Origin of the sequence: Amycolatopsis kentuckyensis, from assembly GCF_041679295.1 — a bacterium.
GTDB lineage: Bacteria > Actinomycetota > Actinomycetes > Mycobacteriales > Pseudonocardiaceae > Amycolatopsis > Amycolatopsis kentuckyensis_A.
On the sequence record NZ_JBGDMD010000018.1, the window covers coordinates 26,979 to 50,008 of the forward strand.

General features: G+C 70.4%; 27 protein-coding genes. 17 read left to right on the forward strand and 10 right to left on the reverse strand.

Annotation, left to right across the window (positions count from 1 at the left end):
- Positions 1 to 234 precede the first annotated feature (234 nt).
- The 3 genes from ACERZO_RS46790 to nhaA form a co-directional block, all read right to left on the reverse strand.
- Positions 235 to 1,155: an NADP-dependent oxidoreductase gene (locus ACERZO_RS46790; protein WP_372672453.1), complete on the reverse strand. Its 921-nt coding sequence runs from the start codon at positions 1,153 to 1,155 to the stop codon at positions 235 to 237.
- 125 nt (positions 1,156 to 1,280) lie between these two features.
- Positions 1,281 to 2,690 (reverse strand): MocR-like pyridoxine biosynthesis transcription factor PdxR, encoded by a 1,410-nt coding sequence (pdxR, locus tag ACERZO_RS46795; protein WP_372672454.1) that lies wholly within the window; start codon positions 2,688 to 2,690, stop codon positions 1,281 to 1,283.
- 31 nt (positions 2,691 to 2,721) lie between these two features.
- Positions 2,722 to 4,134, reverse strand: coding sequence for a Na+/H+ antiporter NhaA (nhaA, locus tag ACERZO_RS46800; RefSeq protein ID WP_372672455.1), 1,413 nt, complete (start codon positions 4,132 to 4,134; stop codon positions 2,722 to 2,724).
- Positions 4,135 to 4,216: 82 nt separating this feature from the next.
- On the opposite strand from nhaA, the gene ACERZO_RS46805 reads away from it, so the two are divergent.
- From ACERZO_RS46805 to ACERZO_RS46835, 7 genes are all read left to right on the forward strand, one after another.
- Positions 4,217 to 4,720: a DsbA family protein gene (locus tag ACERZO_RS46805; protein WP_372672456.1), complete on the forward strand. Its 504-nt coding sequence runs from the start codon at positions 4,217 to 4,219 to the stop codon at positions 4,718 to 4,720.
- 167 nt (positions 4,721 to 4,887) lie between these two features.
- Positions 4,888 to 5,238, forward strand: coding sequence for a hypothetical protein (locus ACERZO_RS46810; protein WP_372672457.1), 351 nt, complete (start codon positions 4,888 to 4,890; stop codon positions 5,236 to 5,238).
- A complete protein-coding gene (locus ACERZO_RS46815) occupies positions 5,235 to 5,579 on the forward strand; it encodes a GNAT family N-acetyltransferase (protein ID WP_372672458.1) in 345 nt (114 codons plus the stop codon). The genes ACERZO_RS46810 and ACERZO_RS46815 overlap by 4 nt, the downstream gene beginning before the upstream one ends.
- Positions 5,576 to 6,178, forward strand: a complete 603-nt coding sequence (locus ACERZO_RS46820) for a GNAT family N-acetyltransferase (RefSeq protein WP_372672459.1) — start codon at positions 5,576 to 5,578, stop codon at positions 6,176 to 6,178. Before ACERZO_RS46815 ends, ACERZO_RS46820 begins: the two co-directional genes overlap by 4 nt.
- Positions 6,179 to 6,289: 111 nt before the next feature.
- The gene (locus tag ACERZO_RS46825) at positions 6,290 to 7,072 is read left to right on the forward strand and encodes an aldo/keto reductase (protein WP_372672460.1); all 783 of its coding nucleotides are present in this window, start codon (positions 6,290 to 6,292) and stop codon (positions 7,070 to 7,072) included.
- The gene (locus tag ACERZO_RS46830) at positions 7,054 to 8,514 is read left to right on the forward strand and encodes an MFS transporter (RefSeq protein ID WP_372672461.1); all 1,461 of its coding nucleotides are present in this window, start codon (positions 7,054 to 7,056) and stop codon (positions 8,512 to 8,514) included. Before ACERZO_RS46825 ends, ACERZO_RS46830 begins: the two co-directional genes overlap by 19 nt.
- Entirely contained in the window at positions 8,511 to 9,167 is a 657-nt protein-coding gene (locus ACERZO_RS46835) for an RNA polymerase sigma factor (RefSeq protein WP_372672462.1), read from the forward strand. The genes ACERZO_RS46830 and ACERZO_RS46835 overlap by 4 nt, the downstream gene beginning before the upstream one ends.
- A 29-nt stretch (positions 9,168 to 9,196) precedes the next feature.
- Here ACERZO_RS46835 and ACERZO_RS46840 read toward each other — a convergent pair whose 3' ends face one another.
- Genes ACERZO_RS46840 through ACERZO_RS46850 form a run of 3 tightly spaced genes read right to left on the reverse strand, consistent with a single transcriptional unit; the run spans position 9,197 to position 11,316 of the window.
- Entirely contained in the window at positions 9,197 to 10,141 is a 945-nt protein-coding gene (locus tag ACERZO_RS46840; protein ID WP_372672463.1) for an NADP-dependent oxidoreductase, read from the reverse strand.
- Complete coding sequence (locus tag ACERZO_RS46845; RefSeq protein WP_372672464.1) at positions 10,138 to 10,551, reverse strand: MmcQ/YjbR family DNA-binding protein; 414 nt, start codon at positions 10,549 to 10,551, stop codon at positions 10,138 to 10,140. Before ACERZO_RS46845 ends, ACERZO_RS46840 begins: the two co-directional genes overlap by 4 nt.
- A gap of 18 nt (positions 10,552 to 10,569) precedes the next feature.
- A complete protein-coding gene (locus tag ACERZO_RS46850) occupies positions 10,570 to 11,316 on the reverse strand; it encodes an SDR family oxidoreductase (protein ID WP_372672465.1) in 747 nt (248 codons plus the stop codon).
- 203 nt (positions 11,317 to 11,519) lie between these two features.
- Here ACERZO_RS46850 and ACERZO_RS46855 point away from each other — a divergent pair, with 203 nt between their 5' ends.
- The 6 genes from ACERZO_RS46855 to ACERZO_RS46880 all read left to right on the forward strand — a co-directional run bounded on the left by ACERZO_RS46855 (position 11,520) and on the right by ACERZO_RS46880 (position 17,052).
- Positions 11,520 to 12,731 carry an MFS transporter gene (locus ACERZO_RS46855; protein WP_372672466.1) on the forward strand — a complete coding sequence of 404 codons (1,212 nt, stop codon included), beginning with the start codon at positions 11,520 to 11,522 and terminating at the stop codon, positions 12,729 to 12,731.
- 346 nt (positions 12,732 to 13,077) lie between these two features.
- A complete protein-coding gene (locus ACERZO_RS46860) occupies positions 13,078 to 13,605 on the forward strand; it encodes a carboxymuconolactone decarboxylase family protein (RefSeq protein ID WP_372672467.1) in 528 nt (175 codons plus the stop codon).
- 55 nt (positions 13,606 to 13,660) lie between these two features.
- Positions 13,661 to 14,455 carry an isocitrate lyase/PEP mutase family protein gene (locus tag ACERZO_RS46865; protein WP_372672468.1) on the forward strand — a complete coding sequence of 265 codons (795 nt, stop codon included), beginning with the start codon at positions 13,661 to 13,663 and terminating at the stop codon, positions 14,453 to 14,455.
- A 37-nt stretch (positions 14,456 to 14,492) separates the two neighbouring features.
- Positions 14,493 to 15,140, forward strand: a complete 648-nt coding sequence (locus ACERZO_RS46870; RefSeq protein ID WP_372672469.1) for a nitroreductase family protein — start codon at positions 14,493 to 14,495, stop codon at positions 15,138 to 15,140.
- 28 nt (positions 15,141 to 15,168) lie between these two features.
- Positions 15,169 to 16,086: an NADP-dependent oxidoreductase gene (locus ACERZO_RS46875; protein ID WP_372672470.1), complete on the forward strand. Its 918-nt coding sequence runs from the start codon at positions 15,169 to 15,171 to the stop codon at positions 16,084 to 16,086.
- A gap of 33 nt (positions 16,087 to 16,119) precedes the next feature.
- Positions 16,120 to 17,052, forward strand: a complete 933-nt coding sequence (locus tag ACERZO_RS46880) for an NADP-dependent oxidoreductase (RefSeq protein ID WP_372672471.1) — start codon at positions 16,120 to 16,122, stop codon at positions 17,050 to 17,052.
- 110 nt (positions 17,053 to 17,162) lie between these two features.
- On the opposite strand, the gene ACERZO_RS46885 is transcribed toward ACERZO_RS46880, so the two are convergent.
- On the reverse strand, positions 17,163 to 17,396 hold the full coding sequence (locus tag ACERZO_RS46885; RefSeq protein ID WP_372672472.1) for a hypothetical protein: 234 nt from the start codon (positions 17,394 to 17,396) through the stop codon (positions 17,163 to 17,165).
- 374 nt (positions 17,397 to 17,770) lie between these two features.
- Here ACERZO_RS46885 and ACERZO_RS46890 point away from each other — a divergent pair, with 374 nt between their 5' ends.
- Together ACERZO_RS46890 and ACERZO_RS46895 are read left to right on the forward strand one after the other, a co-directional pair.
- On the forward strand, positions 17,771 to 18,367 hold the full coding sequence (locus ACERZO_RS46890; RefSeq protein ID WP_372672473.1) for a uracil-DNA glycosylase family protein: 597 nt from the start codon (positions 17,771 to 17,773) through the stop codon (positions 18,365 to 18,367).
- Between the two features lie 120 nt (positions 18,368 to 18,487).
- A complete protein-coding gene (locus ACERZO_RS46895) occupies positions 18,488 to 19,093 on the forward strand; it encodes a TetR/AcrR family transcriptional regulator (protein ID WP_372672474.1) in 606 nt (201 codons plus the stop codon).
- A 93-nt stretch (positions 19,094 to 19,186) separates the two neighbouring features.
- On the opposite strand, the gene ACERZO_RS46900 is transcribed toward ACERZO_RS46895, so the two are convergent.
- Both ACERZO_RS46900 and msrB read right to left on the reverse strand, forming a co-directional pair.
- Positions 19,187 to 19,774 (reverse strand): MOSC domain-containing protein, encoded by a 588-nt coding sequence (locus tag ACERZO_RS46900; RefSeq protein WP_372672475.1) that lies wholly within the window; start codon positions 19,772 to 19,774, stop codon positions 19,187 to 19,189.
- 73 nt (positions 19,775 to 19,847) lie between these two features.
- Positions 19,848 to 20,315, reverse strand: coding sequence for a peptide-methionine (R)-S-oxide reductase MsrB (msrB, locus tag ACERZO_RS46905; protein ID WP_372672476.1), 468 nt, complete (start codon positions 20,313 to 20,315; stop codon positions 19,848 to 19,850).
- A gap of 312 nt (positions 20,316 to 20,627) precedes the next feature.
- Here msrB and ACERZO_RS46910 point away from each other — a divergent pair, with 312 nt between their 5' ends.
- Positions 20,628 to 21,236, forward strand: a complete 609-nt coding sequence (locus ACERZO_RS46910) for a molybdopterin-dependent oxidoreductase (protein WP_372672477.1) — start codon at positions 20,628 to 20,630, stop codon at positions 21,234 to 21,236.
- The gene (locus tag ACERZO_RS46915) at positions 21,236 to 21,934 is read left to right on the forward strand and encodes an FAD-binding oxidoreductase (protein ID WP_372672478.1); all 699 of its coding nucleotides are present in this window, start codon (positions 21,236 to 21,238) and stop codon (positions 21,932 to 21,934) included. The genes ACERZO_RS46910 and ACERZO_RS46915 overlap by 1 nt, the downstream gene beginning before the upstream one ends.
- A gap of 35 nt (positions 21,935 to 21,969) precedes the next feature.
- Here the strand turns inward: ACERZO_RS46915 and ACERZO_RS46920 are convergent, their stop codons facing one another.
- Entirely contained in the window at positions 21,970 to 22,587 is a 618-nt protein-coding gene (locus ACERZO_RS46920) for a TetR/AcrR family transcriptional regulator (protein WP_372672479.1), read from the reverse strand.
- Positions 22,588 to 23,030 lie beyond the last annotated feature (443 nt).

Genomic DNA, 23,030 nt, shown 5'->3' on the forward strand with positions numbered 1-23,030 from the left:
GCACTACCGCGGGCCCGTCAACCGAACGTAACACGGAACACGGACAAACGGAACAGAGCAGAAATCACCAGACAATCAACACGTGACGGCCCGGCTCCTCCCTTCACGCACGAAGCCCGCCGGCGGTTGAGTTTCCGTCGTGGGCGTCGGTCATCAGGTCCGCCAGGTCCTTCGGGGCCAGGAACGACGGCGGGGGCGGCGGCCGGAAGGCTCCCGCTTCCGTGGCCGCGGCGGCTAGGACTCGTCGACGACGACGATCGGTTTCCCGCCACCTTGCCGTCCGGCGCCGAACGCCTTCGATGCCTCGGCGAGCGGGTGGCGGGAGCCGATCGGCACGCGCAGCTTGCCTTCGCGCACGAGTGCGGCGAGCTGGACGAGCTGGGCCCGGTTTGCCTCCACGACGAAGAAGACCGATCGCCCGTAACGAGGCTCGAACTCCGGCGGGGCGGCGATGGTGACCAGCGTGCCTCCCGCCCGCACCAGGCCGGCGGACTTCACGCCGATCTCCTCGCCGAACACGTCGAGCACCACGTCGACTTCGCCGGCTTCCTCCAGCTTGTCGTTCTCCAGGTCGATGAACGCGTCGGCACCCAGGTCGAGGGCGAGCTCACGGTGGTGGGCGCGGCCCGTGCCGATCACGATCGCGCCCGCTCGCTTGGCCAGCTGGACCGCGATCGAGCCGACTCCGCCGGCCGCGCCGTGGATCAGTGCTGTCTGTCCCGCCTGGAGGCGGCCGTGGTCGAACAAACCCTGCCAGGCCGTCAGCCCGGAGATCGGCAACGCGGCGCCGACGGCGTGCTCGACGTCGGCCGGCAGCGGCGCGAGGTTGCGGGCTTCGACGGCGGTGTACTCGGCGAGCGAGCCGTCGCGGGTCCAGTCGGCGAGCCCGAACACGCGCTGCCCGACAGTGAGGCCGGTGGTGCCGAAGCCGAGCTCGGTGACGACACCCGACAGCTCGTGACCGGGCACGCTGGGCGTCCGGTCACGGCCCGCCCGGTCCGCCCAGGTGCCTGGCCACTCCAGCTCGCCGGGGGTGAAGCCGGCCGCGTGCACCCGCACGATGACGTCGTTCGTCGCGGCGTGCGGGGCCGGGTGGTCGGTCAGGGTCAACCCGTCGACCCCGGCGGCGGGGTCCTTGACGATGATGGCTTTCATGCTGAGTCCTCGTGGTGAGCGGGCAACTTGGTGGCCGCGGGGTTCGCCGGCCTGTCAGCGAGGCTAGCTCCGGTCCGGCTCGGCACCTGGGTCCACTTGGGACGCGCGAGCGGGGACCACTCGGCTCACGCGAGCGCGCGGACCAACGCGTCCAGAACTCCGGACCACCCGCTCGGCGACGGTGCGGCGAAGCCGATCACCACGCCGTCGCGGTCCGAGCCGGCGTCGGGATGCCGGAAGAACTCCAGGGGCTCGACCGTCAGCTGCTCGCCGGCGATCCGCCGCACGAGTTCGCGGCCCGTGCGTCCGGGTTGTTCGAGCAGCACGTGCAATCCGGCGGCCGTCCCCGCCACTCGCACGTCCGGTGCGTGCCGGGCGAGCGTCTCGACCAGGTGCCGTCGCCGGCGGCGGTACTGCGCGCGCATCGCCCGGATGTGCCGGTCGTAGGCGCCCGACTCCACGAACTCGGTCATCGCCAGCTGGTTCACGAACCCGACGGTTTCCTCCGTGTCCCCCTTCTGCGCGATGATCGCCTCGACGAGGCGGTCCGGCGCCACGAGCCAGCCGAGGCGCAGGCCCGGTGCGAGCGATTTGCTGGCGGTGCCCAGGTACAGCACGTGATCGCGGTCCAGGCTCTGCAGCGCGCCGACGGGGGAGCGGTCGTAGCGGAACTCCCCGTCGTAGTCGTCTTCGATGACGAGTGCACGACGTCGGCGGGCCCACTCGACGATCGCCGCGCGCCGGTCATAACGCAGCGTGACCCCTAGCGGGAACTGGTGTGAAGGCGTGAGCAGAACGGCGTCGATCGCCGGCAGTCCTTCCAGTGCCGACGGGTCGACGCCGTCGGCATCGACGGCGAGGGGAACGGTTTCGAGCCCGGCGTCGGCCAAGGTGCGGCGCTGGGTCGGCAGGCCGAACTCCTCGACCGCCACTCGCGTCACCCCCGCCGCGGCGAGCGCGGCCGCGACGAGCCGGATTCCCTCCGCGGCGCCACTGCACACGACCACGTTGCCGGCGTGCGCGCGCAGCCCGCGGGCCCGCGTGAGGTATCGAGCCAGGGTGTCGCGCAGTTCGCCCCGGCCGTGGGGATCCGTGTAGCCGAACGCCTCGAACGGCGCCGCGCCGACCGTCTTCTTCACCGCGCGAACCCACTCGTCGCGCGGGAACGACGACAGGTCCGGATGCCCCGGCCGCAGATCGTGTCCCGGCCGCGAGCGGGTGCCGGCCGGCCGAGGCCGGTCGTCGACGAATTCGGCCACCCGTTCGGACACTTTGGTGCCGGATCCTTGAAGGCCGGTCAGCCAGCCCTCGTTGATGAGTTCGGAGTAGACCCGGACCACGGTGTTGCGGGCCACTCGGAGGTCGGCGGACAGGGCGCGGCTCGACGGCAGCCGGGTCCCGGGCGCGAGCCGGCCGGCGCGGATCGCGTCGCGGACCGCGTCCGCGAGGCTGGTCCGCACGTTCCCGTCGAGCTGCCCCAGATGCAGGTCGAGGCCCGCGGTCCTGGGACGGTGCTCGGCCGCTCCGTCGCTCACGGCACAACGATAATGGCTGCGCGGGATGCCGCTAGGGCAAGCTCGGCTCCAGCCACGGGCCTTCGGGCAGCTCCGGAAGGGCGAACTGCTCGTCGAAGGAGCAGAGCGGCAGGCGTTCGCCGAGGAACCGCAACACGACGGACCCCAGGACCGCCGAAAAGAGTGAACCGCCGAGGACGCCGACCTTGGCCTGCTGCTGGAGCGCGGGGTCGGCGAACGCGAGGCCGGTGATGAACAACGCGATCGTGAAGCCGATTCCGGCCAGCATCGCGCCGCCGATGAGGTGGCTGTAGCGGACGCGGCCGGGCAGGGTCGCCAACCCGGTCCGGAGTGCGATTCCCGCGCCCAGGGAAATGCCGATGGTGTTGCCGGCGACCAGGCCGACCGCGACGCCGAGGGTGACCGGGGAGGACATCGCCGCTCGCAGCGCGTCGCCGTCGAGGTGCACGCCGGCGTTGGCCCAGCCGAACGCGGGGATGATCGCGAAGGCGCTGATGGGGTGCAAGATCGCCTGCAAGCGCTCGTTCGCGGAAAGCGTGGCTTTCATCGCGGTGGTGGCGAGCCGGACCCGCGTCGGGTCCGCGCGCTCGATCACCGCACGCCCGTAGAGGCGAAGGCGTTCGCGGGCGTGGCCGTCGACCTCGCCGGCCGGCACGAGCAGGCCGATGAGCACGCCTGCCAGGGTCGGGTGCACCCCGGACGCGTCGACCGCCACCCACAACCCGGCGCCGACGAGCAGGTACGGCACCAGCCGCCACACGCCCAGCGCCCGCAGGGCGAACAGCGCCAGGACCAGCGCAGCCGCCGCGGCGAGCGCCACGACGGACACGTGGTGCGTGTAGAACACCGCCATCACGGTGATCGCCCCGATGTCGTCGCCGATCGCGAGCGTGAGCAGGAACAGCCGCAGCTGGTCGGGGCAGCGGGGACCGAACAGCGCCAGTACGCCGATCAGGAACGCGGTGTCGCTCGACATCGGGATGCCCCAGCCGGCGGCGGCCGGGCCCGAGCCGGCGAACGCGAAGCAGATGATCGCGGGCAGAGCCAGGCCGCCCACCGCGCCGCAGGCCGGCACGATGATCGAGCGCAGGTCGTGGAGCTCGCCGACGGACACCTCGCGGCTGATCTCCAAGCCCACCACGGCAAAGAACACGACCATGGCCACGTCGTTCACCCAGGCGCGAAGGTCGAGCGTGAAGTGCGCGCCGCCGGCTTCCACGCCCGCCTGGATTCCCCAGAACGCGTCGTAGCTCGCGCCGGCCGCGTTCGCCCATACGAGCGCGGCTGCCGTGGCGGCGAGGAGCAGGACCGCGCTGCCGGCCTCGGTGAGCAGGAACCGGCGCAACCCGGCCGTCACGTACGGCAGCGGCGTACTCACGCGGCGAGCCATGGCCGGCAGCTGGGGGAGGAGTCCTTCGGTGAACCGGCTCGAGTCGGGTTTCACGGGCCGAGTATGCCTGACGGGCGACCGGGTAGCGTCGGGCGAGCACTGTCCCGATTGGACCCGCCCGGCGGAGGGATCGCCTGTGACGACACCGAGTGAGGTCGATCCGGATCGGCACCTGTACGGCAATCCCTCGGCTCCGGTGACCGTGGTGGAGTACGGCGACTTCGAGTGCCCGTACTGCGCGGCGGCGGCACCCGAGCTGCGCAAGCTGGTCGACGGGTCGGACGGCTCGATCCGGTTGGTGTTCCGCCACTTCCCGATCTTCACGCTCCACCCGTACGCCCTCACCGCAGCGCTCGCCGCCGAGGCGTCGGGGGAGCTGTTCTGGGAGATGCACGACCTGCTGCTCACCCACCAGAGCGAGCTGACGGACGTTCACCTGCGGGCGTACGCGGCGCTGATCGGGGCGGGCGACGTCACGGGCGTCGCCGCGCAGCGGTTCCGTCCCGCCGTCGTGGCCGACTACACCTCCGGTGCCGAGCTGGGGGTCCGGGGCACCCCGGCGCTGTTCGTCGACGGACGCGTCTACCGCGGCCGGGTCAGCTTTCCGGCCCTCCGCTCGGCGGTGCGGCCGCAGTCGTGACCGGGCTCTCATCCGCCAATCATGGACTTTGCGGTCCAGTATTTCTGTGACCTGACCGACCAAGTAGCGGGTTCCGATACAGATGCTGGACTAAATGGTTCTCTTTGGGGCATGATGAGCGGCGGAGAACGGAGCCGCGTCGAGCGGTCGCGAGAAGGGCCACCGCGGTGACTGAGCAGCTGGGTTTCGCGGCGAGGCCGGCGGCCGACGGGGCCTTGAAGCTGTCCTCGGCTGTCGTGACACCCGCCGGCGACGATGCCCTGCTGCCGTGGGAACTCTCGATCAGCGCGTTGGTGCTGGGCGAAACCGAGATCATGCTCGCCACGACCCACCGGCCGGGTGGAAGCACGGCGCACGACCACCACGAACTCCACGTCAACGCGGTTCTGCTGAGCATGATCCCGGACGTGCTCCACCTCGCCGGGCGCGGAGAGTTCGCCGCTCGAAGATTCCCCCTGGCACCTCACCGTGCCCTTCGGCCGAAACGCCGGAAGCAGACCCCAGGAGAAGTGAAATGACCGCCGAGATGGACGTCCGACGCAACGGCGACACCGGCTCGTACGAAGCCGTGGTCGACGGGCAGGTCGTCGGCATGATCGTCTACCACGTGCCACGTGGTGGGCGGCGGGTGACGTTGAGCCACACGATCGTCGAACCGGGGTACCGGGGCCGGGGAATCGCGACGCGGCTCGTGAAGCACGCACTGGACGATTTGCGCGCCCGAGACGAGAAACTCACCAACTACTGCACCTTCGTCGCGGACTACATCGCCGATCACCCCGAATACAAGGACCTGGTCGACGGCCGGTTCCCCGGGCGGGCGACCGTGCCCGAGCGCGCGCCACGAGCGCGGATGTGACCCGGGCGTCGCATTCCGTCGAAATCGACGGACCGCTGATCCGGACCGCCCGCCTGCAGCTCGCCCCGTGGACGACCGCCGATGCCGAAGCGGCTCTGGGCATCTTCGGTGACGGGGAAGTGGCCCGGTGGCTGGCGCCGGCCATGGCGCGGGTTCCCGACCTGGCCGCCATGCGGCAGCTGCTCGGCGGCTGGGTTTCCGCAAGTGCGGACGCCGAGCCGCCGGCCGGCCGGTGGAAGGTCGCCGAACGTGCCGGCGGGCGGGTGGTGGGAGCGGTCTCGCTGCTGCCGCTGCCGCCCGACGACATCGACCTCGAGGTCGGCGTCCAGATCGCCCGAGCCTGGTGGGGCCGTGGGTACGCCGGTGAAGCCGGCGACGCGGTCGCCCACTACGCGTTCGACGCCGGCGTGGACGAGATCTTCGCCGTCGCGCGCCCCGCGAACCGGCGCGCCGCGACCGCCGCCCGCCGGATGGGCATGGACTGGGTCGGGCAGACCGGCAAGTACTACGACACGAGGCTCGACGTGTTCCGGCTGCGCCGGTACGACCTCGACGTTCCGGGCGAGCCGGCGCCGCCGGAAGAACCCACCGAAATCTGACCGAAGCACGCCGAAAGAGAAACGACCATGCCCGGAACCCTTTCCGACCGATGCGGTACTCACGCGATCGGCGGCCACGAAATCACCCGGCTCGGGCTCGGGACCGCTCAGATGAGCGAGTCGGGTGTCTGGAGCCATCCCGAAGACGCCGCTGAAGCGGCGCGCGTCCTCCGGGAAGCAGTCGATCTCGGGGTCAACCTCATCGATGTCGCCGAGTCGTCGGGGCCCTTCGACTACGAGGAGCTCATCGCCCAGTCGCTGAGCCCGTTTCCCGATGATCTGCTGCTGATGGTCAAAGGCGGGCTTCTCCGGACGCCGCAGGGGGAGTGGGAGCCGTTGCCGCGGCCGTCGTTCCTCCGGAAGCAGATCGAGACGCGGCTGTGGTACCTGAAGCTCGACCGCATCCCGCTGTTCCAGCTGCACGGGTTCAGCCCGCACGCGCCGATCGCCGATCAGCTCGGGCTCCTCACCGATCTGCAGCACGACGGGAAGATCGGGCAGATCGGGCTGGCGGAAGTGACGTTGGCCGAACTGCGGGAAGCGCGTGAACACGCCGACATCGCAACCGTCCAGGCCGAGTACAACCTCGTCGACCGCGTCGCCGAACCGCTTGTGGACTACGCGGAATCGGCGAACATCGGGTTCATCCCGTGGCTTCCGCTGGCGACCGGGGCGCTGGCCACCGAGGACGGCCCGGTGGCCGAGACGGCCCGGCGGCACGGTGTCTCGTCGGCGCAGATCGCGTTGGCCTGGCTCCTGAACCGCTCGCCGGCGCTGCTTCCCACCCCCGGGACGCTGAGCGTCCGGCACCTGCGGGAGAACGTGGCCGCGGCCGATATCCGCCTGACCGAAGCCGAAGTCACCGAACTCGATCGGTGTGCGCCCCGATCGTGACCCTGCCGCGGCCGACGGGCTTCCCGGTCCGGTCCCGGCAAGGCCGGCGGATTCTGGTCGCGACCGTCCTCGGCGCCGGCATCGCGGGCATCGACACCAGCGTCGTGAACGTGGCGCTGCCCGAAATCGGGCGGGACCTCGGCGCGAGCTTCGCGTCGCTGCAGTGGACGGTGACCGGGTACACGCTCAGCCTCGCCTCGCTCATCCTGCTCGCCGGTGGGCTGGGAGACCGGTACGGCCGAAGGAGGATCTTCCTCATCGGGGTAGCGGGGTTCACCCTCGCCTCGGTGCTGTGCGCCGCCGTTCCCGACGTGCTGACCCTCGTCGGTGCGCGGATCCTGCAAGGCGTCGGCGGCGCGCTGATGGCGCCCGCGAGCATGGCCATCCTGCAGGCGACGATCGCGCCCGGCGACCGTCCGGTGGCGATCGGGACCTGGTCGGGGTTCGCCGGGATCGCGGGCGCTCTGGCGCCGTTCGCCGGCGGGTGGCTGCTCTCGCTGGGGTCGTGGCGCTGGATCTTCCTGATCAACGTGCCGGTGGCGGCCGTCGTGCTGGTGATCAGCCTGCGCCACCTCCCGGAGACCCGCGACGAAGGTTCGTCCGGAATGGACTGGGGCGGTTCGGCACTGGCTTTCGCGTCGCTCGCGGCGGCGACGTACGCGCTGACCGTGCTGCCGGCCGACCCGACGCGGCCATCGGGCTTGGCGAGCGCGGTCGTCGCCGTCGGAGCGGGGGCCGGGTTCGCCTGGTACGAAAGGCGGACGGCGTCGCCGATGCTGCCCACGGCGGTCGCGAAGTCCCGGGCGTTCATCACCATCAACGTGATCACGTTCGTCGTCTACGGCGCGTTCGCCGTGTTCTCCATGGTGTTCACGATCGCGCTCGAGACGGTCGCCGGGTACAGCCCCGCCGAGGCGGGCAGCACCACGGTGCCGATCACGGTCCTCAGCCTCGCGCTGTCGAGGCTCAGCGGGAGGCTCGCGGCCCGGATCGGGCCCGGACCGCAGCTGGCCATCGGTCCCGTGCTGTGCGGCACGGCGGCGCTGATGGCGCTGCGGGTCGGGCCGGAGACCGGCTACTGGAGCGTGGCGATCCCGCTCGAGTGCGTGTTCGGCCTCGGGACCGCGGCGATGGTGGCGCCGTTGACGTCCGTCGCCCTGTCGTCCCTGCCGGGCGGTCACGTCGGCGTCGCGTCCGCGGTCAACAACACCGTGGCGCGCACCGCCGGCTTGGTGTGGGTCGCAGGGCTTCCCCCACTGGTGGGGCTCGCCGGTGATTCCTACACGCAGGGTGGGCTGTTCCTGCCCGGCTACCGGCTGGCGTGCGTGATCTGCGCCGCCGCCATGTTCGTCTCGGGCGCCATCGCCGCAGTGGCGGGACCCCGGTCACAATTTCGACTTTTTAGTCCTCTTTTACTGGGAAGGCAGGAGGAGGCGGCATGACGTCAGGTGTGTTCCACGCCGGCGGACGGGTCCTGGTCGACGGCCGGAGCTTCGACCCCGAGTCCGCCGCCTGGGTCCGGGAGCTCAGCCCGGGCAGCCCGGCTTTCGAGGCCGCCTGCCGCCGGCTGTACGCGATGCTCTTCAAGATCGCGAGGAGGGAGACCGGACGCAGGTCGCCGACCCTGCGGTTGACCGGTCCGGAACTCGAGGACCTCGCGCACCAGGCCGCGGCCGACGCACTCATGCGGATCACCGGCAAGATCGGCGAATTCCGCGGGGAGGCACAGTTCAGGACCTGGGCCTTCAAGTTCGTCATTCTCGAGGTGTCGACGAAGGTCGGCCGCCACTTCTGGCGTGATCACCGGGTGTCCTTCGACGGCAGCGGCGAGACCGACCGCGCCCCGGCCGCCGTCGGCGACGAACCCCTTCGCCAGGTGGAGGCCAACGAGCTGCGGGCCGCCCTCGACCACGCCATCGAGCACGCGCTGACCGAACGCCAGCGGACCGTCTTCGTCGCCCTGGCGGTCGACAACATCCCGATGGACGCCCTCGCGGCGAAACTGGACAGCAACCGCAACGCCATCTACAAGGCGATGTTCGACGCCCGGCGCAACATCCGCGCTCACCTCGTGGCCAACGGTTTCCTGCCCTGACCGGATCCGCGGCGAGGGCCGCGCTCCGGTCACGGGCGCACGCGGATGACCGTCTTCCCCTTCTTGCGTTCTGCGGGGTTGAAGGCGGCGACGGCGTCGTCGAGCGACGCGACGGTCCCGATGTGGGGCCGCACGCGCCCGTCGCGCACCCGCTGCACGATCTCGCCCAGCTGGGCCCGGTCGGCCTCGACCACGAAGTCGACGGTGCGGCCGTCGGCCGGCCGGACCTCGGCTGGGCCGGCGATCGTGACCAGCGTTCCGCCGGCCCGGACCAGGCTCGCCGACCGCGCGCCGAGGTCACCACCGAACACGTCGAACACCAGGTCCACGTCGCCGACGTCCTCGAGCTTCTCGTTCTCCAGGTCGACGAACTCGTTCGCCCCGAAATCCCGCGCGGTCCGGGCGTCGGCCGCGCGCCCGGTGCCGACGACGTAGGCGCCTGCCTCGCGCGCGAGCTGCGCCGCCATCGAGCCGACGGCACCGGCCGCGCCGTGCACGAGGACGCTTCGGCCCGGCTCCAGGTGGCCGTGCACGAACAGGCCCTGCCACGCGGTGAGGCCGGACATGACGATGCCCGCGCCGGTCGTGAACTCGACGTCGCCGGGCAGCCGCGCCAGGTTGCGTGCCTCGACGACCGCGTACTCCGCCAGGGTTCCGTCCCTGGTCCAGTCCGTCAGGCCGAACACCCGCTGGCCGACCGACAGCCCGGCGGCGCCGTAGCTCAGCGCGGAAACCACGCCGGCGACCTCGTGTCCGGGGATCGACGGCGTCCGGTCGTGGCCGCGGCGGTCGACCCAGGTCGAGGGCCACGACAGCTCGTCCCAGGTGAACCCCGACGCGTGGACCTCGACGACCACGTCGCCGTAGTTCGCCCCGGCGAGGTCCGCGAGCTTCGCCACGTCCGGGTCGGGGCGCTCCACCAGCGTCATCCCCGCCCGGCCCGCGGCCTCGTCCGTCACCACGATCGCCCTCATCCGCGCCACTTCCTTCGTGCTCCGCTGCCCTTGGGTGAACAACGGTTGGTGACGGCGCCCGGCCGCCGCGACCGGGGAAGCCCCTCGACGACCAGCCGGTAGGAGTCGGCCACGAGTTCCTTCAGCAGCCCCTCGTCGACGGTGCCGCCGCCTGCCACCGTGATCCAGTGCTTCTTGTCCATGTGGTAGCCGGGGGTGATGTCCGGGTGCCGTTCGTGCAGGGCCGCGGCGTGGTCCGGATCGGACTTCAGGATCACGACCGGGTGACCCGGCAGGTCGGTCATGAGCAGGAAAACCTTTCCACGTACCTTGTAGATGTCCCAGTCGGGCGCGGACCGGTGCTCGAGGGCGGCGTCCGGGAGGTCCGTGGCGCAGGCACCGGCGATCCGCTGCAGCTGCTGTCCGTCCATGGTGTCGGCTCCCCGGACTCAGATGGCCAAGCCGGCGCCGCCGGACACCACGATCTCCTGCCCGGTCACGTAGGCGGCCTCGTCCGAAGCCAGGAACGCGACGGTACCGGCGATGTCCTCGGGCCGGGCGAGGCGGCCGAACGGGTTCTTCTCCGCCATCGCTTTCATCGTCGCCGCGACGTCGTCGGACACCGTGCCGAGTGCGGTACGCGTCATCGGGGTGTCGGTGAAGCCCGGGCTCACCGCGTTGATCCGGATGCGGCGCGGGGCGAGTTCGAGGGCCAGGGTGGGGATCATGGCCAGCATCGCGCCGTGCGACCCGGCCGCGACGCTGTTGCCGGTGAGGCTGCGGCTGGCTCCGATCCCGACCGTGACGATGACGGAAGCGCCGTCGGACAGCAGCGGCAACGCCTTGGCCAGCGTGAAGAACTGGCCCTTGGTGTTGACGGCGAACACCTCGTCGTACGCGGCTTCGTCGCAGTTTTCCAGCGTCATCGGAAGGCTGACGCCGGCGTTCAGGAAGAGCGTCGTCAGACTACCGAACCGGGCTCCGGCTTCGGCCACGACCTTGTCCGTGTCCGCGAGCGACCGCGCGTCGGCCTGCAGGACCAGAACGTCCTCGGGTAGCTCCTCACGTGCTCGGGCGACGCTTTCCGCGCGTTGCCCGGTGAGGGCGACGCCGTACCCGCAGCTGTGCAGGGCTTCGGCGGCCGCTTTCCCGATCCCGCTGGTGCCGCCCGTGATCAGGACCGTACGTGCCGACATGGTGATCACTCCGGTTCGGTTGACCGTCCTGCTGGACGGGCTCGCGCACATCATGCCTCAAAGAGGACTACTTAGTCCATCTTGTCAGAGTGGCGCAAGTTTGTTTGGCTGCTGATGTGACCCTGACTTGCACGGGGAAGCGAGTCGGCTGCCCTCCGCGTGCCTTTAATGGACCATCTAGCCCAAATCAAGAGAGGTGCGCTGTGACATCGAGATCCGACCTCGCCCGGCGCGGCGGACGGCATTCGCCGGCGTTCCCGGCCGGGGTGGTGTCTCTCGTGGCGTCGTTCGCCGCGGTGGGTTCCACGATCCCGCTGTTCAACGTCTACCGGGCCGAGGAGGGGTTCACCAACGCCGACATCTCGATCACCGTCGTCGCGTACTCCGTCGCCACCCTCGGCACCTTGCTGGTGCTGGGCCGGGCCTCCGGCCACCTGGGGCGGCGGCCCATCTCGATCGCAAGCCTCGGGCTGCTCTCGCTGGGCTGCGTGCTCCTGCTGAACGTGCACCACGTCGGAGTCCTGATCGCGGGACGGCTCCTGATGGGTTTCGGTGCGGGCCTGGCCAGCAGCAGCCTCACGGCCTACATCGTCGACGCCGCACCGGCCAAACCGGCCTGGCTGGCCTCGGTCGCGTCGAGCCAGACGGTCATGCTCGGCCTCGCCGTCGGGGCCATCGGTTCCGGCGCGCTGGTGCAGTTCGGTCCCTGGCCGCGCGAGCTGATCTACCTGGTGGTGATCGGCCTGCTCCTGCTCTCCGCCGCGCTCGTCGTCGTCAGCCCGGAAACCGTGACGCCGGCACCGGGCCTCCGGCGATCGCTGCGTCCCCGGGTTCGCGTTCCGGCCGGGGTCAAGCACCTGCTCCCCGTCGCGGCGGCGGTGTTGCCGGCGACCTGGGCGACCGGGGCGTTCTACCAGGCGTTCGTGCCGGCGCTCGTCGAAGACCGGCTCCACACGCGCAGTCCGCTCGCCCTCGGACTGGTGTTCGCCGCCTACATGGGACCGAGCGTGCTCGGTGCGCCGATCAGCGGCCGGTTCGCGCCTGCCGTGGCCCAGCGGGCCGGCATGCTCGGCTTCCTGGCCGGCATGGCCGGCCTCATCGCGGCGATCGCGACCGGGGCGCTGATGCTGTTCTTCGCGGCGACCGTCGTCGCGGGCGCGAGCCAGGGCATCGCGATCAGCGCGGTCACCCGCGGCTTGCTGGCAGGCAGCGGGGTGGCCGACCGGGCACCGATCTTCACGGTCGTCTACCTCCTGTCCTACTGCGGCGCGACGATTCCCGCCCTCGTCGCCGGCCGGCTTTCCGCAACGTTCTCGCTCCCGCAGATCGCCGTCGGCTACGGCGGGCTCGCTCTCGTCGCCACCGTGGTCACCGTGCTGGCCGCCCGCGATCCGGAGGCCGGGCCGCGGCGATGATGCGCGATGGTTCCTTCGGGAGCGGCCGCGGGCCTGGGTGCCTTCGCCGCGGCGCTGACGCCCGACGGGTCCTCATCGGAACGGCCGTGCGCGCGGTGCCCGGTGCCCGCGCCGCGCGCGGCGTGAGCCCGAGAACGCGGACCACCCGGTACCGGTGCGGCCGCCACGGCAGGGGGAACGCTTCGACCTCCTCGCCGGCCAGCGGGCGGCCGGCGTTGACCTCGGCGGGGCCGGTGTGAGGCGACCGTCACCCTTAGTTGGACTATATAGTCCACGATAGGCCGTAAGAACCCGCTCCGGCTCGACGCTGACTGCTCCACACACACCCACCGGAGGTTGATCCACCGTGTCACGATTGGACGTACCAGCCGACGAGGACGTCCCCGCCGGCTCGCGGCAGGTCCTCGAAGGGCTCGGCGCGCAGCTCGGCTTCGTCCCGGAGATGTTCAAGGTCATCGCGTCGAACCCGGCCGTGCTCGAGGTCGTCACGACGTTGCAGGCCACCCTGAGCCGGGTGCTGGACGCGCGGACCCGGCACAGCATCGCGCTGGCCGTCTCGGAAGCGAACGGCTGCGACTACTGCTTGGCCATGCACACGTACGTGTCGTCGGAGTTCGGCGGCATGTCCAAAGAGGACATCGCCCTGGGCCGGGCCGGCAGCTCGGTCGACCCCAAGCGCGCCGCGGCCGCCGGCTTCGCGCGCCGGCTGGTGGACAGCCGCGGCCGGGTCGGCGACGAGGACCTGGCCGGCGTGCGCGCGGCCGGCTACACCGACTCGCAGATCCTGGCGATCGTCGCGGTCGCGGTGCAGGCGTTGCTCACCAACTTCATCAACAACGTCAACCAGACCGGCATCGATGTCCCCGCCGCCTAGGCGGCAGGACCGGGAAAGGCGCGAAATGCCGGGCACCGAGCTTTACGAACGATTCATGGCGCTGCACACCCGCGATGGCGGCCTCGTCATGCCGAACGCCTGGGACGGCCTGTCCGCCCTGGTGCTGGCCGATGCCGGTTTCGAGGCCATCGGGACGTCGTCGGCGGCGCTGGCCGCCACGCTCGGCCGGCCCGACGGCCGGCACGAAGTCAGCCGCGGCGAGCACCTCGAGCACGCCCGCCTGCTCGGGCGGCTCACCGGGTTGCCGGTGAACGGCGACTTCGAGGACGGCTACGGCGACACGTGCGAGGCCGTCGCGGCGACGGTCGAAGCCGCCGTCGAGCACGGCTTGGCCGGTATCGGGATCGAAGACACCTCAGGTGATCCCGGCCGTCCCATCCGCGGCTTCGACGAAGCCGTCGACCGCGTGCGCGCCGCCGTGGCCGCGGCGAAGCGGCGCATCGTCGTCACTGGCCGCACCGACAACTTCATCCAGGGCCGGCCGGATCTCGACGACACGATCCGGCGCTTGACGGCCTTCGCGGAGGTCGGCGCCGACGTGGTGTACGCGCCGTTCCCGCCCGACCTCGAAGCGCTCGGCGCGATCGTGGCGGCCGTCGCGCCGACGCCGGTCAACGTTCTCGTGTCGCCTTCGGACCGGGTGCTGACCGTCGCGGAACTGCAGCGGGCCGGCGTCAAGCGCATCAGCTTGGGCCCGTTCCTGTACGCCGGCGCGATGGCTGCACTCGAACGAGCCGCTAAAGCGCTCATAGCGGGTGACATCGAAGCCGCCGCCACCGGAATGGGCTTCGACCGGATCGGCGAGCTGATCGCCGGTGCCGGGAACTGACCTACCCACCACCACTCGGAAGAAGAGGCAGATCGACATGGATCTCGACAAGCTCATGAACCAGCACCTCACGAGGGCGTTCGACGGCAGCAAGACCATTCCGGAAGAATCGCTCCAGCAACTGCTGCGGTTCATGCGGTCGGCGCCGACGTCGACGAACATCCAGCCCAACCACTTCTACGTCCTCGCGTCGGCCGAGTCGAAGAGGCAGCTCGCGGACAACCTGGGCGAACGGTTCCAGGACAACAGCGGGAAGATCCTGAACTCGTCGCACACCCTCATCCTCACCACCCGGGCGGACGTGCCGGACAGCCACCTCGACGAAGTGTTCGGCAAGGAAGACGCCGACGGCCGCTTCCCCGACCCGGCGAAACGCGCGATGTGGCAGTACATGACCCGTGACTTCCTGAACCTGCGCAACTACGCGTACAAGGATCTGAACCACTGGATGGAAAAGCAGACGTACATGGTGATGGGGATGGCCATGATGGCGGCCGTCGCACTCGGCTTCGACGCGACGCCGCTGGAAGGGTTCGACCCGACCAGCGTCGACAAGGCGTTCAAGATCCGCGAAACCGGGCACACCACGACCGTCCTGATGGCGCTCGGCTACCCCGACCGGGAAAAGGCTTACCAGGGACCGATTTCGCGGTTCGAAGCGGACCGGCTGTTCACGTTCATGTAAAGCCCTGGACGCAAAGGAAGGTGCTGGGATGAAGGCGATTGTGGTGTCGGACGAGACCGCGGGAACGGCCGGGATGAAGCTGGTGGACCGGCCCGATCCGGTGCCGGCGGGAAACGACGTCCTGGTCGAGGTCCACGCGTCGGGGTTCACCCCGGGCGAGCTGTCGTGGCCCTCGACCTGGACGGACCGCCTGGACCGGGATCGGACGCCGTCGGTCCCCGGGCACGAGGTCGCCGGCGTGGTCGCGGCCCTGGGCTACGGGACCGCGGGGTGGTCGGCCGGTCAGCGGGTGTTCGGCCTGACGGACTGGACCAGGGACGGCACGCTGGCGGAGTTCGCGGTCGTCGAGGCGCGCAACCTGGCGCCGCTGCCGGGTGACGTCGACTTCACGGTGGCCGCGAGCCTGCCGATCTCGGGCCTGACCGCGTGGCAGGGTCTGTTCGTCCACGGCCGGCTGGAAGCGGGGCAGAGCGTCCTCGTGCACGGCGTGACCGGGGGAGTCGGGTCGGTGGTGGCGCAGCTCGCGCGCGAGGCAGGCGCGTACGTGGTGGGCACGGGGCGTTCGGCGGACCGGGAAGCGGCACGGGAGTTCGGTGCGAACGAGTTCGTCGACCTGGAGAACGACGAGCCGGCGGACGTCGGCGACGTCGACCTCGTGTTCGACGTGTTCGGGGGCGACCTCGGGGCGTGGTCGGCGCGCCTGGTCCGGGCCGGAGGCACGCTGGTCACGATCGCCGGCCCGCCCGAGGTTCGGCCCGCCGACGGTCGCGCGGTCGACTTCGTCGTGGAAGCCGACCGCGGCCAGCTGGGCGAGATCGTGCAGCGGGTGCGCGACGGCCGGCTGCGGACCAACATCGGCGCCGTGGCGAGCCTCGACGACGCCGTCGCCGCCTTCAACCCGGCCGAACGCGTCAAGGGGAAAACGATCATCCGGGTGCGTCCGTGAGGCGAAGGGAGAACTGTGGTGTTCGGTGTCGGCGTGCGTGAAATCGGTGGCCCGGTGGAGGTGCTCGACCTGCCGGAGCCGGCCGGCCCCAGTCCGCGCGAAGTGGTGATCGAAGTCGAGGCGGCCGGTGTCGGCAACTGGGACGACATCGTCCGATCGGGGGCGTGGGACGTCGGGCTGACACCGCCGATGGCGCTCGGCGTGGAGGTCGCCGGCACGGTGGTGGCCGTGGGTTCGAACGTGCCGGACTTCCGGCCGGGCGATGAGGTTCTCGCTCACCCCCTTCCGCTGCGTCACCAGGGCTGCTGGGCCCAGCGGGTGGTGGTCGACGCCGCACACGTCGTGACGAAACCCGCGGGCGTGCCGTGGGAGACGGCCGCGGCGTTCCCCGTGCCTGCCCTGACAGCCGAGCAAGCGCTCTCCGAAGCGCTTCGGGTCGCCGAGGGCGAGACGCTGCTCGTCCACGGCGCGGGAGGCACGACCGGCGGGTTGGCGGTGCAGCTCGCCGCCCTGCGTGGTGCCCGGGTGATCGCCACCGCCGGACCCGCGAGCGCCGAACGAGTGGCGCGCGCCGGCGCGGTCGAGGTCGTCGGCTACCACGACCGGAGCTGGCCGGATCGGGTCCGCGAGTGGGCCGGCGGCACCGGCGTCGACACCGCACTCACCGCCGTACCCGGCGGCAGCGCCGACGCCGTCCGGGCGGTGCGCGAAGGCGGCCGGCTGGCGACGATCACGGGCGACCGGCGGTCGGCCGGGTGGGGCGTCAGCTTCGCGGACGTCTACGTGCGCCCGGATTCCGCCCAGCTCGAGAAGCTGAGCGGGCTGCTCGGCGAGGGCAGGTTGACCATGTCGGTGGGCGCCATCCTGCCGCTGACCGAAGCGGCGGCCGCGCTCGAGCGTGCGGTCCGCGGCGCCAACGGCGGTCCGGTCGTCCTGCGAGTGGACCGGAAGCAGCCGGGGATCTGAGTCGGCCCTCCGAATCATTGTTCCACAAAGGACAATGAGAACCACGGAAAAGGAACCCGCAGCAGAATGCCAAGACACCTGATCAACCGCGTCGCAGCGACCACGTCCGGTCAGCGGAATTCGCCGCCACCGAAGTCGCGGATCGCGCGGACCAGGGATTCGTGATCACCCGAACAGGCGGGGCACGACTTCAGGTGCGCGGCCAGCCCGGGGAAGAGCTCCTCGGGGTTCTCCCCGGCGGCTGCCACCTCCGCGTAGGTGGGGAGTGCTTCGAGGGCGAGGTCACACCCGATGTCCCGCGGATCGGTCCGGAGGAACTCGTTCAGTGCGTCCCAGTCGCTCATGCCTTACCTCGGGTTTTCGAGCCGCGGTCCTGGACGTTAGCACCTGATCTTCGGTTGTTCTTACGCATGGGAACACTTGGCTTACGAGAAGGTGGTGAAAGATGCCGACGACACCGCGCCACGCCGGACGGCCGCCAGGAAACGGACCAGCCGCTGCGGCCGGGCACCAGCTCGCCCCCGAGGGAGGCGACCACCATCAGGTCTTGCCCGGAGTCGTGCTCGATCGCGACAGACCAGCCGTGCCGCTCGTCCCGCAGCGGGGCGACGTCCCTCGCAAGCATGTTCCCTCCCCGTACGTGATCGCAAGTTGGACGGAATGGTCCACTTCGCGTATCGTCTCGGGCGGCCGAAGTTCCCGATGACGAAGATCCGGAGTGCAGTTGGCAGACGTTTTGCGCGCAGTCCTGGACGAGCTGACGGCGGATCCCTCCAACGCGTGGGCACGTGACCTCGGCTACCGTCCCGTGTGGGCGGGATCGCCTTCGGCGCGCGTCGTCATCATCGGTCAGGCGCCGGGGTGGCGCGCCCAGGAGAGCGGGATCCCGTGGGACGACGCCAGCGGCGCGCGGTTGCGCTCGTGGCTCGGCGTCCGCGACGACGAGTTCTACGATCCCGGGCTGTTCGCCATCGTGCCGATGGATTTCTACTTTCCCGGCAAGGGCAGGACGGGCGACCTGCCGCCGCGCCGGGACTTCGCGCCGCGGTGGCACCCGCGGATCCTGGCCGGCCTGCCCGACGTGACCCTCCGCGTGCTCATCGGCGCGTACGCACAGCGGTACTACCTCGCGGGCCGGACCAAGGCGAACCTCACCGAGACCGTGCGGGCCTACGGTGAGTACCTTCCCGGCGAGTTCCCGCTGGTGCACCCGTCACCGCTGAACCACCGCTGGCACGCCAGGAACACGTGGTTCGACGCCGAGGTCGTCCCCGAGCTGGCCCGCCGGGTCTCGATCGCACTGCGACGACGATGAAAGCGGCAGGGCGTTCCCGCCGGGCCGGAAGTGGTCCGCGGAGTCCGTCTTCCGCTGCGTCCGACGTCGTGGGCGGCGCCGGTGCGATAACCTGGTGCGGTGGTGGAACCGGAGAGCACTGTGAGGCCTGTCCGGCGCACGGCGCGCGGAGAGGCGACCCGGGCGCGGATCCTGCAGGCCGCGGTCGACTTGATGACGGTGAAAGGGGTGGCCGCCACCACGCTCGACGACGTCCGCGCGGCCAGCAGCACCAGCAAGTCGCAGCTCTACCACCACTACCCCGACAAGGACGCCCTGGTCCAGGACGTCATCGAGTACCAGGCCGGGGAGGTGCTGGGTTTCCAGGGGGAACAGCTGCGCCGGCTCAACTCGATCCGGGGGCTCGAGCGCTGGCGGGACGCGCTCGTCCAGCGCAGCGCGTTGCGCAACGGGGCCCATGGTTGCCGGCTCGGCTCGCTGGCGAGTGAGCTTTCCGACCAGAACGAGCGCGCGCGGTCGGCTCTCGCCGGTCACTTCGAGACGTGGCGTGGCCTGATCGCCGACGGTCTGCGGCGGATGCGTGACTCCGGCAAGCTGCGGTCCGACGCCGATCCCGAACGGCTCGCCATCGGCCTGATGGGCGCCCTCCAAGGGGGGTACCTGCTCGCGCAGACCGACCACGACGTCACGCCGATGCGCATCGCGCTCGACATGGCCATCGACCACATCCGCAGCTTCCAGCCCTGACACCGGCCGCGCCCCCTCAGCAGCGAGTCCCACCGGAGCCACGCAGGGATCCCTGGTGGACGGAACCCGTAGCCGCGCAGTGCCCGAAACCCGCTACGCCGGATCGCGGGCCACGGGGGAGTGCATGACGGTGAGGGTCGCGGGACCGACGCGCAGCAGCCCGTCGTCGAGAGGGGCGCAACGCACGCCGCCGCGCCCGCGCAGCCCACGGAACGCGCCGGGTGCCAGGACCACGTCCATCCAGGCGCAGGGGTGGGCGGGGCGATAGGCCTGGAACCGGACCTCGCCCGCCCCGGAGTCCAGGCCGAAGACCGCCCCGGTTCCGCCGCGCGGCGCGGCCAGCTCGTCGACGGGGAACCCGCGCACGACGATGTTGCGTCGTGGCAGGTGCGGGCGTGGCGACGCGGCGAGGCCGAGGTCTCGCGCGAGAACGTCGAGCGATTCGGCGTCGAAGAGGGTCACGGCGGCCCGGCGGTGGGCGGGGTGGTTGAAGTACCGGTCGCCGACGAGCCCGAGGCCGGCGCGCACGGCGACCTCGTCGCGCTCGACGGGTTCCGGGTCCGGGCGCGGACCGTCCGCGGGGCGGCCGTCGAAGGCGTGCGCGGGGGAGACCAGCAGCGCGACGACCTCCACCGCGATGGTGGTGACGAGCGGTTCGATCGCCTGGGGCTGGTCGGGCACGGGGCACTCCTTGCGCACGCCGGCTGGGCGCGGGTGGGCACGGCACCAGCACGGCTGGTGCCGTGCCGTCTTCTCACTTGCCGTCGGCGTCGCTCGTGAACAGGGTGCGGTAGTCGCCGTAGCCCGCGTTCTCCAGGTCGTCGAGGGGGATGAACCGCAACGACGCGGAGTTGATGCAGTAGCGCAGGCCACCCTTGTCGAGCGGGCCGTCGTCGAAGACGTGGCCGAGGTGGCTGTTGCCGTGCAGCGAGCGGACCTCCGCCCGGATCATCCCGTGGCTGAAGTCCTCGCGCTCGACGACGTTCGACTTGGCGATCGGCTTGGTGAAGCTCGGCCAGCCGGAGCGGCTGTCGTACTTGTCGACCGAGGCGAACAGCGGCTCGCCGGACACGACGTCGACGTAGATGCCCGGCTCGTGGTTGTCCCAGTACGCGTTCGCGAAGGGACGCTCCGTGCCGTCCTCCTGGGTCACGCGGTACTGCTCCGGGGTCAGGCGCGACACGGCCTCGGGGTTCTTGTGGTAGTTGGCCTGCTGGGGCACAGCTCTCCCTTCCGCGCCTTGCGGCGTGAAGCTGGGGAACCAGGTGGAACGCACCTGGACGTGCAGAGGTACAGACACGCCGCGAACCAGCGCTATTCCCCGGGCCCGCGAAGACGTTCTCGTTTCGTAAGGACTGCGCGTTCTCGCTGTCAGGACGAAAGATCCGAGGCTGAGCCGACACGAATGAACGACAGGGTCCACTCCCCGAAGGAGAAACCATGGCCAACACCGTCAGGTGACCGAGGGCGATCCACATCGTCACGGAATGACCCGTCGACACGACGCACACGAAATCGAGAAAGAGAGACGCACATGGTGGTCACCAGAGGCTTCGTCGGGCGTGGGCGCTCCGGCCGGGATCCACGGCTACCACCCGGACAGCACGACGCCGGCGGCGATTGGCCGGTGCTGCACGCGGAAGCGACGCCGTCGATCGACACCGAGGACTGGACGTTCGCCATCGACGGCCTCGTCGACACGCCGACCGCCTGGACCTGGGAGGAGATCCACGCCCTCCCGGGCGACCGGTACGAGGGCGCGATCCACTGCGTCACGACGTGGTCCAAGTTCGGCATGAGGTTCGACGGCGTCTCCGTCGACACCCTGCTCGAGGTCACCGGGCTGCGTGACGACGCGGCTTACGTCATGGCGCGGTCGCACACCGGCTACACGACCAACCTGCCGATCGAGGACGTGGTCGACGGCCGCGCCTGGGTGGTGTGGGACGTCAACGGCGCCCCGCTGGACGACATCCACGGTGGCCCCGCGCGGCTGCTGGTACCGCACCTGTACTTCTGGAAGAGCGCGAAGTGGGTGTCAGGACTGAACTTCCGGGCCGAGGACGAGCAGGGTTTCTGGGAGCGAAACGGCTACCACGACCACGGCGACCCGTGGCTCGAGCAGCGTTACCAGGGGGACTGATGACCGCCCCTTCGTCTTGGCAGGCCGGTGTCGTGACAGCCATCGGCAAGGAGACTCTCCACGCGAAGACGTTCCGCCTGCGCCTCCCGGAACCCCGGACGCACCGGGCCGGCCAGTTCTACGTCGTCCGGCTGACCGCCCCGGACGGCTACCACGCCCAGCGGGACTACTCGGTGGCCAGTGCCCCCGGCGGAGACGATATCGAGCTCACGGTCGAGAAGCTCCCGGACGGCGAGGTGTCGGCGTTCCTGCACAACGCGGTCGAAGTCGGTGACGTCCTGCAGGTTCGCGGCCCGATCGGCAGGTTCTTCTCCTGGGACGGCGCGGCACCGGCCCTGGGCGTCGCCGGCGGCTCCGGGGTGGTCCCGCTCATGTCCATGCTGCGGGTTGCCCGGCGCGCGAACCGCACCGACTTGATGCGGCTGATCGTGTCCGTCCGTTCGCCCGAAGAGCTTTACTACGCAGAGGAAATCGCCGGTCCTGAGACGACCGTCGTCTACACTCGCCAGGCCCCGGCGCGCAGTTCCCGGCCCGTGGGCCGCCTCACGGCCGACGACCTCCGGCCGCTTCTCGAGGTGGACCGCGAGATCTACGTCTGCGGTTCACAGGGGTTTTGCGACTCGGCGACCAGCCTGCTCGTCGACATCGGGGCTGACGTGAAGCGAATCCGTGTCAGCAGGTTCGGCCCGACCGGCTGAGCCGGCCGTCGCTCTCACCTGAACCTCATGGTCCACTATTTCGCGTGGGCGCGAACCTGGTCGAACGCCATCTCGAGCGTTACGCGCAATTGGCCGGCGTCTTGGGTGACGTGCGCCAGCAGGTGACCTCCCTGCAAGGCGGCGATGAGGCCGACAGCGAGCGTCTCGGGCGCTACGCGGGGGTCGAGCTCGCCGGCCGCCTGGATGCGGGACAAGGCCGAAGCCAGCAGTGTCTTCCATTGGGAGAACGCCTCGGCAAGTGCTTGGTGACCGCGATCGTGCCGGTCGGCGAGGTGGTGGATCAGCGAACCGAGTACGCAGCTGCTTTCCGGCGCGGATGGGTCGAGTAGTCGTGACAGCCACTGCTCCAGATCCGCGAGATGCTTAACGGCCTCGAGGCTGGGCCGCTGAACTCTCAACACGGCGTCGAGCTGGAACGACACGATCGCCTCCACCATCGTGTCGGGGTCCGGGAACAACTGCTCGAGTTCCGCGCGGCTCACACCGGCGGCGGCTTGAATGCACGCCGAACTGAGCGAGCTGACGCCGTGGCACGCCAGGAGTGCAGTCGCTGCTGCCACAACGCGTGCGCGAGAGTCCGGCTCTGAACCGTCGAGACGTGGTCGGGGCCCGTCGTACCAGTCGGCCGTCATGGCGTGCACAGTAGTCGCGCCCGCTCCGGCCGTACGCACCCGCCCCGACAAAAAAGGACCATATGGTCCTTATTGGAGGCGGCTGCTACGGCAACCGGCGGTCGACGATCCCGTCGGCTGCCTCCCCCGCCCGGCGATGACTCGACGGGACCAGGTCGGTATGGATCCGGAGCGCGTCGCTCGGGTCGTGGTGACCGAGGTGTTCGACCGGCTCCTTCTCGTTGCGGAGGGTGGTCGGGTCCGGCTCCGGCGCGAGCACCGTGGCGCTGACGGCGTTTTCCTGTCCTCGCGGCGTTCTCGAGGTAAGTCGATCGCACGTTGCCTCACGTCAGTCACCCGGACCGACGTCTTGACGTTGGCCTGCTGGGGGTCGATAGTGATAACTCAACCCGAACGCCCGAGCATGAACGAACCACCCAAAACTGTTAGCGCTAACATTCGCA